17 protein-coding genes are annotated in these 16,486 nt (G+C 65.6%); 6 read left to right on the top strand and 11 right to left on the bottom strand.

All coding sequences use genetic code 11. From position 1 onward, the window contains the following. The first annotated feature begins 62 nt into the window (after positions 1–62). From GC088_RS06190 to GC088_RS06170, 5 genes are all read left to right on the top strand, one after another. A complete protein-coding gene (locus tag GC088_RS06190) occupies positions 63–743 on the top strand; it encodes a GntR family transcriptional regulator (protein ID WP_323961403.1) in 681 nt (226 codons plus the stop codon). Continuing rightward, positions 736–2,253, top strand: a complete 1,518-nt coding sequence (locus GC088_RS06185) for an MmgE/PrpD family protein (protein WP_323961402.1) — start codon at positions 736–738, stop codon at positions 2,251–2,253. Before GC088_RS06190 ends, GC088_RS06185 begins: the two co-directional genes overlap by 8 nt. After that, positions 2,253–3,158, top strand: coding sequence for a methylisocitrate lyase (gene prpB / locus GC088_RS06180; protein ID WP_323961401.1), 906 nt, complete (start codon positions 2,253–2,255; stop codon positions 3,156–3,158). Before GC088_RS06185 ends, prpB begins: the two co-directional genes overlap by 1 nt. 45 nt (positions 3,159–3,203) lie before the next feature. Beyond that, positions 3,204–4,343 carry a bifunctional 2-methylcitrate synthase/citrate synthase gene (locus GC088_RS06175; protein ID WP_323961400.1) on the top strand — a complete coding sequence of 380 codons (1,140 nt, stop codon included), beginning with the start codon at positions 3,204–3,206 and terminating at the stop codon, positions 4,341–4,343. A 73-nt stretch (positions 4,344–4,416) separates the two neighbouring features. Then, on the top strand, positions 4,417–5,124 hold the full coding sequence (locus GC088_RS06170) for an alpha/beta fold hydrolase (RefSeq protein WP_323961399.1): 708 nt from the start codon (positions 4,417–4,419) through the stop codon (positions 5,122–5,124). 19 nt (positions 5,125–5,143) lie between these two features. Here the strand turns inward: GC088_RS06170 and GC088_RS06165 are convergent, their stop codons facing one another. Both GC088_RS06165 and GC088_RS06160 read right to left on the bottom strand, forming a co-directional pair. Next, a complete protein-coding gene (locus GC088_RS06165) occupies positions 5,144–5,620 on the bottom strand; it encodes an NUDIX domain-containing protein (RefSeq protein WP_323961397.1) in 477 nt (158 codons plus the stop codon). An 11-nt stretch (positions 5,621–5,631) separates the two neighbouring features. Beyond that, positions 5,632–6,369, bottom strand: coding sequence for a hypothetical protein (locus GC088_RS06160; protein WP_323961396.1), 738 nt, complete (start codon positions 6,367–6,369; stop codon positions 5,632–5,634). 82 nt (positions 6,370–6,451) lie between these two features. Between GC088_RS06160 and GC088_RS06155 the strand changes: the two genes are divergently transcribed. Continuing rightward, positions 6,452–7,330, top strand: coding sequence for a potassium channel family protein (locus GC088_RS06155; RefSeq protein ID WP_323961395.1), 879 nt, complete (start codon positions 6,452–6,454; stop codon positions 7,328–7,330). A gap of 75 nt (positions 7,331–7,405) precedes the next feature. On the opposite strand, the gene GC088_RS06150 is transcribed toward GC088_RS06155, so the two are convergent. The 9 genes from GC088_RS06150 to GC088_RS06110 all read right to left on the bottom strand — a co-directional run bounded on the left by GC088_RS06150 (position 7,406) and on the right by GC088_RS06110 (position 16,485). After that, entirely contained in the window at positions 7,406–8,647 is a 1,242-nt protein-coding gene (locus GC088_RS06150; protein ID WP_323961394.1) for a PT domain-containing protein, read from the bottom strand. 151 nt (positions 8,648–8,798) lie between these two features. Beyond that, on the bottom strand, positions 8,799–9,305 hold the full coding sequence (locus tag GC088_RS06145) for an RNA polymerase sigma factor (RefSeq protein ID WP_323961393.1): 507 nt from the start codon (positions 9,303–9,305) through the stop codon (positions 8,799–8,801). An 87-nt stretch (positions 9,306–9,392) separates the two neighbouring features. Beyond that, entirely contained in the window at positions 9,393–10,376 is a 984-nt protein-coding gene (gene xerD, locus GC088_RS06140; RefSeq protein WP_323961392.1) for a site-specific tyrosine recombinase XerD, read from the bottom strand. Position 10,377: 1 nt separating this feature from the next. After that, positions 10,378–11,061 (bottom strand): NUDIX domain-containing protein, encoded by a 684-nt coding sequence (locus GC088_RS06135; RefSeq protein WP_323961391.1) that lies wholly within the window; start codon positions 11,059–11,061, stop codon positions 10,378–10,380. A gap of 3 nt (positions 11,062–11,064) precedes the next feature. Next, on the bottom strand, positions 11,065–12,768 hold the full coding sequence (locus GC088_RS06130; protein WP_323961390.1) for a CTP synthase: 1,704 nt from the start codon (positions 12,766–12,768) through the stop codon (positions 11,065–11,067). Further along, positions 12,765–14,483, bottom strand: coding sequence for a DNA repair protein RecN (gene recN, locus GC088_RS06125; RefSeq protein WP_323961389.1), 1,719 nt, complete (start codon positions 14,481–14,483; stop codon positions 12,765–12,767). The genes GC088_RS06130 and recN overlap by 4 nt, the downstream gene beginning before the upstream one ends. After that, positions 14,480–15,406 (bottom strand): NAD kinase, encoded by a 927-nt coding sequence (locus GC088_RS06120; RefSeq protein ID WP_323961388.1) that lies wholly within the window; start codon positions 15,404–15,406, stop codon positions 14,480–14,482. Before GC088_RS06120 ends, recN begins: the two co-directional genes overlap by 4 nt. A 30-nt stretch (positions 15,407–15,436) precedes the next feature. After that, entirely contained in the window at positions 15,437–16,267 is an 831-nt protein-coding gene (locus tag GC088_RS06115) for a TlyA family RNA methyltransferase (protein WP_323961387.1), read from the bottom strand. Between the two features lie 2 nt (positions 16,268–16,269). Then, positions 16,270–16,485: a hypothetical protein gene (locus GC088_RS06110; protein ID WP_323961386.1), complete on the bottom strand. Its 216-nt coding sequence runs from the start codon at positions 16,483–16,485 to the stop codon at positions 16,270–16,272. Position 16,486: the final 1 nt, after the last annotated feature.

The following is a 16,486-nucleotide window of genomic DNA, read 5'->3' as shown; positions in this document are numbered from 1 at the left end:
CCTTGCCTCCCGCACCTTTGCTGTATACATTGGAGCCGTGAATCGGGCGGAGTGGATGGCTGATGCGGGCAAGTGACCGCGCCTACGCAGCTCTTCGCGATGACATCATCGATTGGCGCCTGCGCCCCGGCGCCGTGCTGGCCGAGGTTGAACAGTCCGCACGGCTGGGAGTCTCCCGCACCCCGCTGCGCGAAGCGCTATCCCGGCTGACCGCAGACGGGCTGGTTACGCCGCAAGCCGGACGCGGCGTCGTCGTAACCGACATTTCCCTTGATGAGGTGGCCAGCCTCTTCGAGGTGCGCATTCCCCTTGACTGCGCCGCCGCGGCGCTGGCGGCGGCGCAACCCAATCGGCGGGCCTTCGCCGACCTCGCCCTTCGGTTCGAAGACGCCCCCTCGCTTATCTCGGGCCGCGGTTCCGGCGCGGGGCGCCAGGATTACTACCGGCTCGCTGCGGAACTGGACACCGCAATCGATACCGCCGTGGGAAACCCCTACCTGCTGCAGGCGCAGCGGCCACTGCGAACCCACCTCGCCCGGGTGCGCCGACTCGCGCACGACGACGCCGCGCGCCTTCTTGCTTCGGCCTCGGAACACGCCCAGATTGCCCGTTCGATCGCTGCCGGCAATTCCGACCTTGCTGCCGCTTCAACCAAGGTCCACCTGCACAACAGTCTCTCCTACCTGTTGGCCCTCCGGGCCAACACAGAAGCGCCCACCCGAAAGGAAGCCGCCCATGGTTGAGCTCCATCCCGTCCGTGTCTATCGCAGCGAGGAGAACCTTCCGCGCGCCGGCCAGCTCGCCTGGAAAATCGCGGAAGTTGCCGCGGACCCGGTCCCCGTCGACGACGACGTCACCGACATGGTGATCAACCGGATCATCGACAACGCGTCGGTAGCCGTTGCCTCGCTGAATCGGGCACCGATCGTCGCCGCCCGAGCGCAGTCGCTCAGCCATCCGGTGTCGGCCAACGGTTCCGGAGCGGGAATTTTCGGAATCCGGGAAAAGACATCGCCGGAATGGGCGGCCTGGGCCAACGGCGTGGCCGTCCGGGAACTGGACTACCACGACACGTTTCTTGCCGCGGACTATTCCCACCCGGGCGACAACATTCCCCCGATCCTTGCCGTGGCCCAGCACACCGGAGCATCAGGAGCGGACCTCCTGCGTGGGATAGCCACCGGTTACGAGATTCAGGTCGACCTGGTCAAGGCGATCTGCCTGCACAAGCACAAAATCGACCACGTTGCCCACCTTGGGCCGTCGGCCGCTGCAGGCATCGGCACCCTCCTGGGACTGGCTACAGAGACGATCTTCCAGGCGGTCGGCCAGGCGCTTCACACCACCACCGCAACCCGGCAGTCACGCAAGGGCGAAATCTCCACCTGGAAGGCACACGCGCCGGCCTTCGCGGGAAAGATGGCTGTCGAGGCAGTGGACCGGGCCATGCGCGGACAGACCTCCCCCACTCCCATTTATGAGGGCGAGGACGGCGTCATCGCCTGGCTGCTGGACGGCCCGGACGCCCGCTATGAAGTACCGCTGCCGGCGAAAGGTGAAACCAAACGGGCCATCCTGGACACCTACACAAAGGAACACTCCGCCGAATATCAGGCCCAGGCCTGGATCGATCTCGCACGCCGCCTGCATGCGGCCCACCCGGAGGTCACCGATCCGGCGAATGTGGCGGCGGTGAAGATCCACACCTCGCACCACACGCACTACGTCATCGGATCAGGCGCCAACGATCCGCAGAAGTATGACCCCGCCGCATCCCGCGAAACCCTCGACCACTCTATTCCCTACATTTTCACGGTCGCGCTGCAGGACGGCGCGTGGCACCACGTCGACTCCTACACCCCGGAACGTGCCTCGCGCCCGGACACCGTTGCGCTGTGGCAGAAAGTATCAACGGTCGAGGATGCCGAGTGGACCCGCCGCTACCACTCCCTGGACATCAGCGAGAAGGCCTTCGGCGGACGCGTCGAGATCACGCTAACGAACGGGTCGACCGTCACCGACGAGATCGCTGTGGCCGACGCACATCCCCTGGGCGCGCGTCCGTTCGCTCGCGAGCAGTACATCGGCAAGCTTCGCACTCTGGCCGACGGCATCGTCGACGCCTCTGAGGTGGACCGCTTCCTTGAAGCAGTCCAGCGTCTCCCCCACCTGGCACCCGGCGAGCTTGACCAGCTGAACCTGACGGCTGCCGCCGGGGTGCTTTCCACCTCCGCACCGAAGGGACTGTTCTGATGCTGTTCTCCACGCGCACACCTGAACAGAAACGCAGGGACCTCCGGGACGGGCTGGACTCGGGGCGGATCCAGCAGTTCCCCGGCGCCTTCAATCCGCTCTCGGCCCGCCTGATCGAGGACAAGGGGTTCGACGGCGTCTACATCTCCGGGGCGGTGCTGGCCAACGACCTGGGCCTTCCGGACATCGGACTCACCACGTTGACTGAGGTGGCCACCCGGGCAGGGCAGATAGCCCGCATGACCGACCTGCCCGCCATGGTGGACGCGGACACGGGATTCGGCGAGCCCATGAACGTGGCCCGGTCCATCCAGGAACTGGAGAACGCGGGACTTGCCGGTTGCCATATCGAGGACCAGGTCAACCCCAAGCGGTGCGGACACCTCGACGGGAAAAACGTGGTCGACGTCGACACCGCCGCCAAGCGGATCCGTGCCGCTGCCGACGCGCGACGGGATCCCAATTTCCTCATCATGGCGCGCACCGACATCCGCGGAACCGACACGCTGGCCGCAGCCCAGGACCGCGCGCGTGCCCTGGTCGACGCCGGTGCTGACGCGATCTTCCCGGAGGCCATGCGGAATCTCGCCGAGTTCGACGCAATCCGGCGCGCGGTCGAGGTGCCGATCCTCGCGAACATGACCGAGTTCGGGAAGAGCGAGCTCTTCACGGCCTCGCAGCTGGAGTCAGCCGGCGTCAACATGGTGATCTACCCGGTGACCCTGCTCCGTAGTGCGATGGGTGCGGCGGAGCGTACGCTGGACACCATCAGGGCCCACGGCTCCCAGCAGGCTGCCGTCGACTCGATGCAAACCCGTGCTCGGCTCTATGAGCTGGTCGATTATGAGGCCTACAACCGATTCGACACCTCAGTGTTCAACTTCCAGGTGCCCGGCGGACACTAGACTCGCCGCGTGGGCCTGGAACTACCCAGACAAAGGAGTTCTGGCATGACCGAACAGCCGATTTCCAAGGGCCTCGCCGGAGTTGTTGCGGACACCACCGCAATCTCCAAGGTGAATCCGGAATCAAACTCACTGCTCTACCGGGGTTACCCGGTGCAGGAGCTGGCCGCCGCCGTCGGATTCGAAGACGTCGCGTGGCTGCTGTGGCACGGAGAGCTTCCCAACGAAGCCGAGGCCCAACAGTTCCGTTCAATCGAGCGCTCATCGCGGGGGCTGGCGGACAACGTGAAAGCCGCCATCGACCTGCTGCCGCTCAGCTGCCACCCCATGGACGTAGGCCGCACGGCCGTGTCGGTGATCGGCGCAAGCCACCCGCGGGCGGAAGACTCATCGCCGGAGGCTGAGCTGGAAAAGGCGGTGGAGCTGTTCGCAGCGTTTCCCGCCGTCGTTGCCTATGACCAGCGACGTCGGCGCGGGCTGCCGGCCGTCGAGCCGAGGGACGACCTCGATTACTCCGCAAACTTCCTCTGGATGACGTTCGGAGAGGAAGCGGCACCGGAGGTTGTCCATGCGTTCAACACGTCGATGATCCTGTACGCCGAGCACTCCTTCAATGCGTCAACGTTCACCGCGCGCGTCATCACATCCACCCTGGCCGACCTGCATTCCGCCGTCACCGGCGCGATCGGCGCGCTCAAGGGGCCTCTCCACGGCGGTGCCAACGAAGCAGTGATGCACACCTTCGAAGAGATCGGCATCCGGCAGGACGAAGCACCGCAGGACGCGGCCGAACGGGCAAGGGCCTGGATGGATGAGGCACTTGCCCAGAAGAAGAAGGTGATGGGGTTCGGGCATCGCGTGTACAAGAACGGCGACTCGCGTGTGCCAACCATGAAGGCCGCACTTGACGGCATGATCAAGCACTACGGGCGCCCGGAAATCCTCGGGCTCTACGAGGGGCTCGAAACGGCAATGCAGGAAGCCAAGGGCATCAAGCCCAACCTCGACTACCCCGCGGGCCCTACCTACCACCTGATGGGCTTCGACACCGAGATGTTCACGCCATTGTTCATCGCCGCACGCATCACCGGCTGGACGGCGCACGTCATGGAACAGCGGGCATCCAACTCGTTGATCCGTCCGCTCAGCGCCTACAGCGGACCCGAGGAGCGGCACCTGTCCTGAACACGGACCGAATCTGTCCTCAATGAGGCAATTCTCCTCCCGGATCGGTTCGACGGGCCGATAGTCTCGGCGCATGGACATCATTCTGGTACCCGGATTCTGGCTCGACGCTTCCTCCTGGTCGGGCGTTACACCGATCCTCACTGCCGCGGGGCATCAGGTTCACCCGCTCACACTCCCCGGGCTCGAATCAAGGGACGCTTGCCGCTCGGGCATCGGCCTCCGCACGCACGTTGAGGCGGTCACCGCCGCCGTCGACGCCCTGAACGGGGATGTTGCGCTGGTTGGACACTCCGGTGGCGGCGCTATTATCCACGCTGTGGTTGATGCGCGCCCGGAGCGGGTTGCCCGGGCCATCTACGTGGACAGCGGGCCGCTCGGCCATGGGGGCGTCATCAATGACGAGCTGCCCGAGCAGGGAGACGAGATCCCCCTGCCTGACTGGACCGTGTTCGACGACGCGGACCTGCTGGACCTGGACGAGGAACTGCGTGCCGAGTTTCGGAGCCGGGCCATCCCACAGCCCCGCGGGGTGGCCTGCGACCCGCAGCAACTCTCCGACGACGAGCGGCGCTACAGCGTTCCGGCCACGATAATCGCCTGCGAGTTTCCCTCCGCGCAGCTACAGGAGTGGGTCGCACAGGGCCATCCCTTCGTCGCCGAACTGGCCAGGATGAAAAACGTTGAGTACGTGGACCTGCCCACCGGGCATTGGCCGCAGTTCACGCGGCCAGCCGAGCTTGGTGCGGCAATCCTGGCAGCGGTGGACGGCGCACAGTAACCTTCTTCGCGCGGACCTGCTAGACGAAGTCCGCCGTGGCCACCGTCTTGTTGTCCGGATTCAGCGTGACTGTCACGTTGAGCCGCTGGTTCCGGAGTACGTGTCCCAGCCAGTGCTTTGCGTCGTCCCACATGCCGTCCCATGGAACGCCGTTCACCGGGTACCAGCAGGGATCGATTTCGTCGCTGATGGCCGGCTCCCCGGTGAACCGGTCGGTGGTGAAGACAACTGCGTCCATGTCGAGCACCGGCTTCACCGGGAATCGCCAGCGCACTTCCCCCAGTTTTGTGAGGTCGGCGACGTCGATGGCGACACCGGCTTCTTCGCGCGCCTCGCGCGCCGCTGCCTCCACCGCGGTTTCGCCAGGCTCGATGCCGCCGCCCAGGGCGACGATGCGGCCGGTACCGAAGCCTGAACGCTTCAGGCCCAGCAGCACTTCGCGTCCTGACGGCGTGTTCCGGAACAGGAAGCAGAGGGCGACGTGGCGGGGAGTCATGGGCTTCAAGTTTAGTCGTGGCCTTGTACGGGCGGCTCCTCGACGCTCGGAGCCCCTTGGTTCTTGCGATCCTCCCGGAGGAAGAAGGCACCGAGCGATCCTGCGAGGGTTGCGAAAACAGCTATCGAGTACACCGCAAGGACCACCTGGACAATACGGGCGAAGCCGGTCCGCGGAGTGATTCCGCTTCCGGTTATTGTGGCCATCGCACTTTCAAAGAGCGCTTGGCCGTAGCTGCTGTGGGTCTCTGTGGCATAAAGCAGCTGACTGGCGGCGAGGATGACGACGGCGGTTACGGCAGCCATCCACCCGATACGGCTGGACAGGAGCTTCCCGGCTGAGCGGGACCCGCGCACTCCCGCGGACAGGATGCCGCCTACGCGTGCAACTCTTGCCAGTCTGAGCAGACGAACCGTCTGTAGCGCGCGGAAGAACCTGAGGAAGGGGACGAGGAGGAAGATTACCTGCCACCAGTTCTTCTTCCAGAAGGCGGCGCTGAAGCCCGCGATATACGCACGCAGGAGGAACTCGCCCACGAACACCGCCCAGAAGACCCAACCGGCTATGGAAAACGCGAGGCTCAGCGCCGGATCGGTCGCGACCAGTTGACCGAGAACGACGAACAGGAAGATCACGCCGAGAACGCCCATCGGCCGGTCAAGCCGGCGGGCCAGGAGTTCAGCTGTGCTGAGCCTACGGACTGTTTCCGGCGGCTCCGGGTCTCCGGCGCGAGGATCGGCGTCGTTCATCTCCCCCATCTTTCCACGGACGAGCAATGAACTCGCTAGACTGCACCGGTCCGGCAATCCGTCGAAGAGTTTGGAGATACGCGTGCTGTGGCTCCTGTCAGTGCTTGGCGTCGTCGTGATTCTGCTAGGGCTCGTCGAGGTGTTTCATACACTGCTTCATCCCAGTGGTCGGGGACGCTTGAGCCGTCTCTGCGTGGTGGCGGTATGGCGTAGCGTCCGCCGTCTGGGCGACGGGCCGGCAGCGATTGCCGGTCCCTTGTCGCTTGTAGCAGTCATCCTCTTCTGGGCGGTCCTTCAGGCGGCGGGGTGGGCTCTCCTGCTCTATCCGCACATTCCGGGGGGCTACAGCTACTCGCCGGGAATCGATCCGTCACAGTACGGCAACGTTGCTGAAGCCCTCTACATCTCCACCGTCACACTGACGACGCTCGGCTACGGTGATGTCATTGCGATTGATCCCGTCATCCGGTTCCTTTCGCCGTTTGAAGCGCTCACCGGGTTCGCGCTGCTCACGGCGGCGGTGTCCTGGTTCATGCAGATCTATCCTGCGCTTGGTCGGCGAAGGGCATTGGCGCTGCGATTATCCCTGCTCCAGGAAGCCGGCTATGCAAACCGCATCGACGTGGCGGAGGCCAGCGCCGTTGCGAACACCATCGAAGCCCTCACGGCTGACCTCGTCCAGATACGCGTAGATCTGACCCAAACCTCGGAAACCTACTACTTCTGGGAGTCGAACAAGTCGTTGTCCCTTCCCGCGTCCCTGTCCTACGCATGTGACCTCGCTGCAAGCGCGTGCCGGTCCGGCCGGCCCTCGGTGAGCACCGCCGGTACTATGCTGAACGGTTCGCTCGATGCTCTCGCAGCGTTCCTCAAGGACGAGTTTCACATTCACGGCAGCTCGACCGAAGATGTTTTCCGCTCCTATGCTGCCGACCATCGATACTCATACCGGGAACCTTGAAACGACAGGACCCCCATCCTGCTGTTAGTCGCCGACCAGCAGGATGGGAGAGTGCCCTCAGTTTCGCTGGCCCTGTCAGTTAGTAACTACCAGGGACTCTGCAATTTCGGCCAGAACGGCGAACTCTTCGGAGTCGGCGTAAGCTTCGGCTTCTGCCCGGGAGGCAAATTCCAGCGCGTTGCCCGCCTCGTGGGGTGAGAGGGTGAACGAGGTAGCCAAGGCAAGCAGCCCGGTGGCCGGCTCGCTGATGACGTTGTAGAGCATGCAACTCTCCCCTGAGGTCGGCTCATGCGCTGCCACCAGGGCCGGCGTGGCCAACCGCGGGTTGCCGTCGAAGATGCGAAGAGTGAAGCGCGCGGCAATTTCAACGCCTCCCGTTCCGGTAACGGAGACGGGCACCGCACCAATCTCCTCCCACGCCACCGCATCCTGCACACACGCGCCACCCAGCCCGCTGGCATTCGAGTGCTGCACATTGGCTACTTTGGTGCCTTCGGCGTTGACCAGATCGACGCCCTGTGAAGCAGGGAGCACCTCCCAATCACCCGGGGTCTCAAATACCAGTCCCAGATCGGTGAGCTGATGAAGATTACGTAGGTCGGACATTTCGGGCCCTTCCCCAACCAACTCTTCACGAAGCTCCACCGGGATCCCGGCTGCAGCGAACCGCTGGTCCATCAACTCCTGCGGCGTGAAACCCTCCGGATGCACATACGTGTCCCACTTCAAAATGGTGCCGTAGGAGTTGGTATCGAGAAGCCACTGACCGTCGACCCTGCGTGCGATGTAAAACCATGCGTTGCCACCGTCCAGCTGACTTGCCTCGTTGGCTTCGTCTGTCATCTCCAGAGCCATCCACTCGTCCGTGCAGCCCACCACCACGTAATCGCTCGGGTTGGTAGTAAGCGGAGTCAGGCTCATGAAATCGCTGCCCTGCTCCATAACGCGGTCGACATCCTCAACGCGGCAGCCCTCGTCGGCCGGCGGCCCGGTGGGGACACCGGTCGGTTCCGCTGTGGGGTCCGCGGTGGGCTCCGGTGTCGGCGATGGGGCCCCGGTTGCTTCCTCTGAGGGTGCAGCCGACGGCGTCGGGTCGGTGCTCGCGGCCGGCAACGGGTTAGGTGCCTCCAGCGTCCCGCCGACGACGACGGCGCCCGCCACCGCCGCGGCCGCTGCTGCCCCCGCGATGATTGCGGCGACCCGGCGTCGGCGCTGGAGCGGGACGACCGTCCCGCGGTCATCGCTGAATGCCTGCTGCTCATTCTCATCCGGGTCCAGTCCGGAGACGGGTCCGCTGTGGATGGATTCGGTGTTCATGGTAGCTCCGTGTTCCCGGCTCCCAGCGTCTGTTGCAGACTCGGCTGGGAAGGCCGATGGGAAGGAAAGAATCTCGGTGGGGGAATCGGAGGATTTCCGTTCCGCGCGCACGGGGTCCAGGCCCCGGATCAGGTTCTCTATGCGGTCCATCTCAGGCACCTTCCTCTGCCATCAGAGCGGCAGGCATCATCTGTGCAAACGCGGCGCGGGCCCGGTGCAGTCGTACTTTGGCGGCGGAGGCGCTGCAGCCCAGCACCTCGCCGATCTCGGTAATAGACAGGTCGTCCCAGTAGGCGAGCAGCAAAACCTCGCGGTCCTTTTCCCGCAGGCGCATCAGCGAGTCGGCGACGGCCTGCTGCTGTGCACCGTGACCGGCGCGCGCAGCAATGACCACGGAGTCCCGCACGCGCTGCATCAGGTGCTCGGCACGCTCACGGCGGCGGTACTCGTTGCCAATCACGTTGCGGGCGACGGTCAGCAGCCATGCCGAGGTCATGTCGGAAGCGCTCGGATTGCGCTGCCAGGCGATTCGGAATACATCGTTGGTGAGTTCTTCGGCTGACTCCCGGCTGCTCACGCGCCGGTATATGTAGGAGAAGACCCGTGTGCGGTGTTCCCTGTGGAGCGCCGCGAATACGTCATCGGATCGCTGCAGCACTGTCCCCCCTGGTGTAGTTAACCTGTCCATACCCCTTGTGTTTCCGGATGGACGGATGAGGTTACAAGGTTTCTCTAATTAAAGGACTTAAAGAGCGCGGGGGTGTGCGGCGGCGTAGATTTCGCGCAGTGTGTCAGCGGTGACCAGGGTGTAGACCTGCGTGGTGGTGACTGAAGCGTGCCCCAGGAGTTCCTGCACCACGCGCACGTCGGCCCCGCCCTGTAGCAGGTGGGTCGCGAACGAGTGCCGTAGCGTGTGGGGCGAGACATCCCCACCGACCTGGGCCCGCTCGGCTGCCGCCTTCAGAATGGTCCAGGCGCTCTGGCGGCTCAAGCGACCGCCGCGGATGTTCAGGAACAGCGCGGGTGCACTTCCCCGGGCGGAGGCGTTGGCGGCCAGGGCGGGACGGGCCCGGACCAGGTAGGCCTCGATCGCCCGCGCCGCGTAGGAGCCGAGAGGCACCAGGCGCTCTTTGGAACCCTTCCCGAAAAGCCGGACGACGCCGGGACCGTCCAGGGCGGCATCGACCGACACGTCGTCAACGTCGAGACCCACTGCCTCGCTGATGCGGGCACCGGTCGAATAGAGGAACTCGAGAAGCGCACGGTCCCGCAGACCGGCGGGAGTGGAGGTGTCCACGGCCTCGAGGATGCGGGTCACGTCGTCCACCGAGATAGCCTTCGGCAGACGCTGCCCGATTGTCGGCGGGTGCACGTCTTCAGCGGGATCCGCCGTCGTCGTTCCCTCCAGCGCGAGGAAGCGGTGCAGGCCGCGCACTGCCACGATGGTGCGCGCCGCCGAGCGGGCGCTGAGCGGGGCCTGACCGTCCTCGCCGGTGGCAAGTCCCTGGGCGAAGGTGGAGATGAGCGGTCGGGTGACAGCGTCCATCGACTCGATGCCATGGGCGATGAGGAAGCGGTGGTAGCGCAGCAGGTCCCGCCGGTAGGCAGCGAGCGTATTGGCGGATAGGCCACGCTCCACGAGCATGTGCTGCAGGTACTCGCTGATCACCCGGCCGGGAGCAGTGGTCAGCAGCTCGTCCTGCGCGGTGGCCTGCCCGCCCTCGGCCATGTCAGCCCTGAAGGACGGGTCCGGCGGGCCAGGTGCCGTGCTGGCTGTGGTGCTCCGGCCAGGGTGCGTCGGCAGGGCGAAGCGACCGGTAGTTGATGAGCTTGGCGGCAGCAGCGGCGAGGATCGCAGCGGTAGCCGACGGACTGTGGATCCGACCGGCCAGCACCGCCTCGACTGCTTCCTCAAGCGGCACCCACGCCAGCTCAATCTCCGCTTCCTCGTGGGTCCGGGTGTGCCGGTCCTCGTGCGGGACCTCCGCGATGCCCTGTGCCAGGTAGATCCGCAGGGCCTCACTGGAGGAGCCGGGGGAAAGGAAGAGGTCCGTCAGGACGTGCCAATCCGTGGCAGTGAGGTCCGCTTCCTCAGCCAGCTCCCGCGCTGCCGCCGCGACGAAGTCCTCGCCGTCGACGTCGAGCAGGCCGGCAGGGATTTCCCACAGGTCCATACGCACGGGATGACGGTACTGGCGCAGCAGCAGGACGCGCTCCTGGTCATCCAGAGCGAGAATGGCCACTGCTCCGGGATGCTGGATGTACTCGCGGGTGAGCGGCTCACCGTCCTCCTGCAGGAGGAACTTCTCGCTGACCACGTCCCAGATCTTGCCTGCGAAGACAGTCTCGGAAGCCAGCAGCCGGCGGGGGCTCTGGCGGTCGGCGATCAGCTCGGGCCGGGACTCTTCCCCCACCGGCTAGGCCTTCACGCCGCGACGACCGAGCGCAGCCTTGACCAGCCCCGCGAACAGCGGATGGGGACGGGTAGGGCGCGAGCTCAGTTCAGGGTGGGCCTGGGTGGAAACGTAGTACGGGTGGGTCTGCGCGGGCAGTTCAACGAACTCCACGAGCTTGCCGTCCGTGGTGGTTCCCGACACGACCAGCCCGGCAGCCTCGATCTTCTCGCGGTACTCGTTGTTCACTTCGTAGCGGTGACGGTGACGCTCGCTGACCTCGGTGCGGCCATAGGTCTTCGCAATGACCGAGCCTTCCTTCAGCTTTGCGTCCCAAAGGCCGAGGCGCATGGTGCCGCCCATGTCGCCTTCGCCCGCGACGATCTCGAGCTGCTCGGCCATGGTTGCGATCACCGGGAATTCGGTATCCGGGTCGAACTCGGTGGAGGATGCGCCCTTCAGGCCCACGACGTTGCGGGCATACTCAATCACCATGCACTGCAGGCCCAGGCACAGCCCAAGAGTAGGGACGCCGCTCTCGCGGGCGTACCGCAGCGCACCCAGTTTCCCTTCGAGGCCGCGGATGCCGAAGCCGCCCGGGACGCAGATGGCGTCCGCGCCTTCCAGCGCCTTGGCGGCACCTTCTTCCGTGGCGCATTCGTCGGAGGGAACCCAGCGGATCTGGACCTTGGCTTTATTCGCGAACCCGCCGGCCCGCAGAGCCTCGGTGACGGAGAGGTAGGCGTCGGGCAGGTCGATGTACTTGCCGACCAGCGCGATCTCGACATGATGGCGCGGGTGGTGGACAGCGTCAAGCAGCTTGTTCCACTTGGTCCAGTTGACGTCCTTGAACTTCAGGTCCAGCGCCTGCACGATGTAGGCGTCCAGGCCCTGGGCGTGAAGGGTCTTGGGAATGTCGTAGATGCTCGGGGCGTCCGCGGCGTTGATGACGGCGTCTATATCCACATCGCACATCCGACCGATCTTCTCGCGCATCGCGTCCGGGACCTCGCGGTCGGAGCGGATGACGATGGCGTCAGGTTGGATACCGATGGAGCGCAGCATGGCAACGGAGTGCTGGGTGGGCTTGGTCTTCAGTTCCTGGGAGGGACCGATGTAGGGCACCAGCGAGACGTGGAGGAAGAACACGTTATTGCGGCCGATGTCCTGCCGAACCTGCCGGGCGGACTCAAGGAACGGCTGGGACTCGATGTCACCGACCGTGCCGCCGATCTCGGTGATGATTACGTCCGGCGCCCGGCGTGAGCCCGTAGGTTCCGCGGGGAGGCGCATCCGGCGCTTGATCTCATCAGTGATGTGCGGGATGACCTGAACGGTGTCACCGAGGTATTCGCCGCGCCGTTCCTTCGCGATGACCGTCGAGTACACCTGGCCGGTGGTGACGTTCGCGGAGCCATCCAGGCTCTCATCGAGGAAGCGCTCATAGTGGCCGATGTCGAGGTCCGTCTCAGCGCCGTCGTCGGTCACAAAGACCTCACCGTGCTGGAACGGGTTCATGGTGCCGGGATCGACGTTCAGATACGGATCCAGCTTCTGCATGGTTACGGACAGACCACGCGCCCGCAGCAGGTGCCCGAGGCTTGAAGCCGTCAGTCCCTTGCCGAGAGAAGACGCCACACCACCGGTGACGAAGATGTGCTTGGTAGTCTTGGCGGACTTTGTGAACCGGGAGATTGTTTGCTGCACCACGGAGTTCGAGCCTATCACCTGGCGGCGGTCCGCGCTGCATCAAGCAGCAGTTCTTCGGCGTGTGCCTGCGCACTTGCCGACTCCTCCTGACCGGCGAGCATGCGCGCCAGTTCGCGGACCCTTTCGGCCTCGGGCAGGACTTCCACGTCGCTGGCGGTGAACCCTCCGTCGGCAGCGCGGCTCTTGGTCACACGGATATGGTGCGACGCGAATGCCGCCACCTGCGGCAGGTGGGTCACGACAACCACCTGGACGTGGCGTGCCAGCATTGCCAGGCGGCGTCCGATTTCGACGGCGGCCTTGCCTCCCACACCGGCGTCCACCTCGTCGAACACGAAGGTGGGCACGGGGTCGACGGCGGCGAGTACCACCTCGATCGCCAGCATTACCCGTGAGAGCTCACCACCGGAGGCCCCCTTCCCGAGTGGGCGCGGCGCGGAGCCGGCGTGCGGCTGCAGGGAGAACGCGACGTCGTCCGCTCCCAGGGCGCCCGGCGTGCCGTTAGGGGTGACCTCGATGATCAGCTGGGCATCCGGCATGGCCAACGCGGTGAGTTCCTCGCTGACCCGCGCCGCCAGGTCATCCGCGGCGGCGGAGCGCAGTCCGCTGAGCGTTGCAGCTTCCTCGGTAACCCTCGCCTCGAGCGCTGCCGCTTCCTGCTGGAGCTCGTCGATGCGGTCGGAGTCGCCGCTGATCTCCTCCAGCCGTTTCCGGCTTGCCGCGGCCCAATCGAGTACCTCATTGATGGACGGCGCGTATTTGCGGATGAGGGCATTCAGGTCAGCCCGTCGGGCCTCGACTTCGGCCAGGCGGCCGGGCCCCTCGGAATCGAGGGACGCCGCGTAACCGGCAAGATCGGTGGAGATATCGGCAAGGATGTACCCGACTTCCGCCAGCCGTTCCGCCAGCGCCCCGAGCGCGGCGTCGTGTGCTCCGACGGCTTCGAGCTGGCGCTTTGCCGCGTCCACCAGCGTGGTCGCATCCCCCGACTCGGGGAACTCTCCAGACACAAGGGCCTGGTGGGCTGCAGCAGCCGCGGCTCGGAGTTCTTCGACGTTGCCGAGCTTGAGGGCCTCAGCCTTCAGCAGCTCATCTTCATCCGGCTGGGGGTCGACGGCGTCGATTTCCTCCAGTGCCACCTGCAGCGATTCGGCTTCCCGCAGCCTGTCGCGCTCGGCGTTGCGGAGCGTGTCCAGGTCCGTTGCAACCTCCCGCCACCGTCGGTACGTGGCCTGGTAGGCGGCGAGGGCGGCAGCCAGCTCCGGGCCGCCGAACTTGTCCAGCGCCTCCCTCTGGGCGGCAGCGCTGCGCAGCCGCAACTGGTCCGACTGGCCGTGTACGACGACCAGCTTCTCCCCCACCTCGGCGAGGACGCCGGCCGGCGCGGACCTGCCTCCCACATAGGCCCGGCTGCGGCCGTCGCTATTCACGGTGCGGGCGAGGATGAGGCCGGCATCGCCGTCGTCCGTTTCCAGCTCACCGCCCGCCTCCACCGCGCGCTGCGCCGCGGCGCCATTTGGATCGACCCGTAGCACCGCCTCGGCAGAGGCGTTCTTCGCTCCCAGGCGCACCGCACCGGCGTCGGAACGGGCTCCCATCAGCAGATTCAGCGCGGAGAGCACCATCGTCTTTCCCGCGCCGGTCTCACCGGTAACCACGGAGAATCCCGGCCCAAGCGCAAGGGTTGCGTCGGCAATGACGCCGAGATCTCGAATCCTGATCTCCTCGATCATTTGGCGACCTCCGCGTCGTGGGTCACCGGACCACGCCAGCCCTGGGTGGGCAGCTGAAATTTGCGGACCAGCCGCTCGGAGAAGGGGGTCTGATGCGTGCGGGCAAGGCGAACGGGGATCCGTGAGCGCGTGGCTTCCACGCGTGCGCCGGGCGGCAGGTCCACGGTGCGGCGGCCGTCGCACCACAGCACGCCCGAAGCGTCGGTGCGGGTCAGGATCTCAACCGCAAGCAGCGACGTCGGCGCGACCACGAGCGGTTTGGCGAAGAGGGCGTGCGCGCTGATCGGTGCGACCAGGAGCGCTTCGACCTCCGGCCAGACGACGGGCCCGCCCGATGAGAACGCGTAGGCAGTGGATCCTGTCGGCGTGGCGAGCACGACGCCGTCACAACCGAAGGAACTGACCGGTCGGCCGTCCACCTCGAGAACGACTTCGATCATCCGCTCGCGGTTGGCCTTCTCGATTGCTGCCTCGTTGAGCGCCCACGTCTGGGCAGTGAGCTGGTCTCCGCGCCACACCTGCACGTCGATGGCCATCCGCTCCTCGACCGAGTAGTCCCGATCCACCACCCAACGGACCGCCTCGGCGAGATCCGCCCGCTCGCTCTCGGCTAAGAAACCGACGTGGCCAAGGTTCACGCCGAGGAGGGGAACGTCGGTTCCCCGGACTAGTTCGGCGGCGCGCAGGATTGTGCCATCGCCGCCGAGCACCATGCCCAGCTCAATGTCGTTCAGCGCGACATCCGTGCCCAGGGTTTCGGTGGGAGCGGCGAGCATTCCGTACTCGGCCTGGATGTCACGGAGCTCCTCCGCCCGCATGACCGGCGACAGGCCGGCGGCGTGCAGGCGGGTACAGGCCTCTTGCGCGGCGGCCATGGCATCGTGGCGGCCGGTGTGGGCGAGTACCAGTATGCGTCTTCTCATCACGCTCCGTTGTATCAGGTGAAGATGGCCTCAGGCACCGCGGTTGGCCGCGAAGGCAGGGCTGCCGGTCACGGCGTCATGCGCAAGCCGCGCTGCCTCCCCCACGATCCTAGGCACCGGAGCGCCGTCAGGCACTCTTATCCACACGAAGAACTCGACATTGCCATTCTGTCCAGGCAGTGGACTGCGCGCGATGCCCTGGATCTCAAGGCCCGCTTTCAGCGCGGAGGCAACCACCCCGACGACGGCGTCGCGCCGCTGCGTCTCGTCAGTCACCACACCGGTGCGGCTGAGTGCGCTCTTGCCCACCTCGAACTGGGGCTTGACCATCAGGACCAGGTCGCCGCCGCTTCGCGTTGCCCGCGCCAACGGTTCCATGACGAGGGTCAGTGAAATGAAGGAGAGGTCCGCGACGGTCAGGTCGACCTGCCCGCCGATGGTTTCGGGATCGAGAAAGCGCACGTTCAGTCCTTCATGGACAAGTACCCGGGGATCGTTGCGGAGCTGGTCCACAAGCTGTCCGTGACCCACATCCACCGCCACCACCTCAGCCGCGCCGCGGCGGAGCAATACGTCGGTGAAGCCTCCGGTTGAGGCCCCGGCGTCGAGGCATCGCTTGCCGAGGACGGCCACCTCGGGGAACGCGGTGAGGGCACCGTCAAGCTTGTGCCCGGCACGACTGAGATAGTCGGGACGCTCGCTCTCCTGGAGCACCAGGTGGTCGGAGTCCGCGATCGTGGCCGAGGCTTTGTTCAGGACGTGTCCGTTCCTGAGCACGCGCCCTTCAGCAATCAGCTGCGCTGCGTGGGAGCGGGAACGGGCGAGTCCGCGGGACACCATGGCCTGGTCAAGGCGCGCCACCGTCAGTCCTGCTCCGCATTGAGCTCCGCGAAAAGCTCATCGTGCAAGCGTTCATAGACGCCGACCTGTTCGGGCTCAGCCATCCCTGGAATGGAGGAAAGTGCATCGAGCACATGGTCCACTGACTGATCAGAAGTTGGCTCAATGGCCGGAAAGTTTACCGGCTCCGTGACCGGAAGCGACGCCCGCTCAGCTGGAGAGGATTCTGTACCTTCCATG

It is taken from the genome of Arthrobacter sp. JZ12 (assembly GCF_035189165.1).
In the GTDB taxonomy this organism is placed as follows: domain Bacteria; phylum Actinomycetota; class Actinomycetes; order Actinomycetales; family Micrococcaceae; genus Arthrobacter_D.
Note: the sequence above shows the minus strand (reverse complement) of the source record. Positions and strands in the feature narration are given on the sequence as shown.

Excerpts from the sequence above, each read along its gene's own strand:
- recN (WP_323961389.1), bottom strand. The coding sequence starts at position 14,483 with ATGATCGAGGAGATCAGGATTCGAGATCTCGGCGTCATTGCCGACGCA.
- xerD (WP_323961392.1), bottom strand. The coding sequence starts at position 10,376 with ATGGCCGAGGGCGGGCAGGCCACCGCGCAGGACGAGCTGCTGACCACT.
- GC088_RS06175 (WP_323961400.1), top strand. The coding sequence starts at position 3,204 with ATGACCGAACAGCCGATTTCCAAGGGCCTCGCCGGAGTTGTTGCGGAC.
- prpB (WP_323961401.1), top strand. The coding sequence starts at position 2,253 with ATGCTGTTCTCCACGCGCACACCTGAACAGAAACGCAGGGACCTCCGG.
- GC088_RS06170 (WP_323961399.1), top strand. The coding sequence starts at position 4,417 with ATGGACATCATTCTGGTACCCGGATTCTGGCTCGACGCTTCCTCCTGG.
- GC088_RS06160 (WP_323961396.1), bottom strand. The coding sequence starts at position 6,369 with ATGAACGACGCCGATCCTCGCGCCGGAGACCCGGAGCCGCCGGAAACA.
- GC088_RS06190 (WP_323961403.1), top strand. The coding sequence starts at position 63 with ATGCGGGCAAGTGACCGCGCCTACGCAGCTCTTCGCGATGACATCATC.
- GC088_RS06120 (WP_323961388.1), bottom strand. The coding sequence starts at position 15,406 with ATGAGAAGACGCATACTGGTACTCGCCCACACCGGCCGCCACGATGCC.
- GC088_RS06110 (WP_323961386.1), bottom strand. The coding sequence starts at position 16,485 with ATGGAAGGTACAGAATCCTCTCCAGCTGAGCGGGCGTCGCTTCCGGTC.
- GC088_RS06185 (WP_323961402.1), top strand. The coding sequence starts at position 736 with ATGGTTGAGCTCCATCCCGTCCGTGTCTATCGCAGCGAGGAGAACCTT.
- GC088_RS06165 (WP_323961397.1), bottom strand. The coding sequence starts at position 5,620 with ATGACTCCCCGCCACGTCGCCCTCTGCTTCCTGTTCCGGAACACGCCG.
- GC088_RS06150 (WP_323961394.1), bottom strand. The coding sequence starts at position 8,647 with ATGAACACCGAATCCATCCACAGCGGACCCGTCTCCGGACTGGACCCG.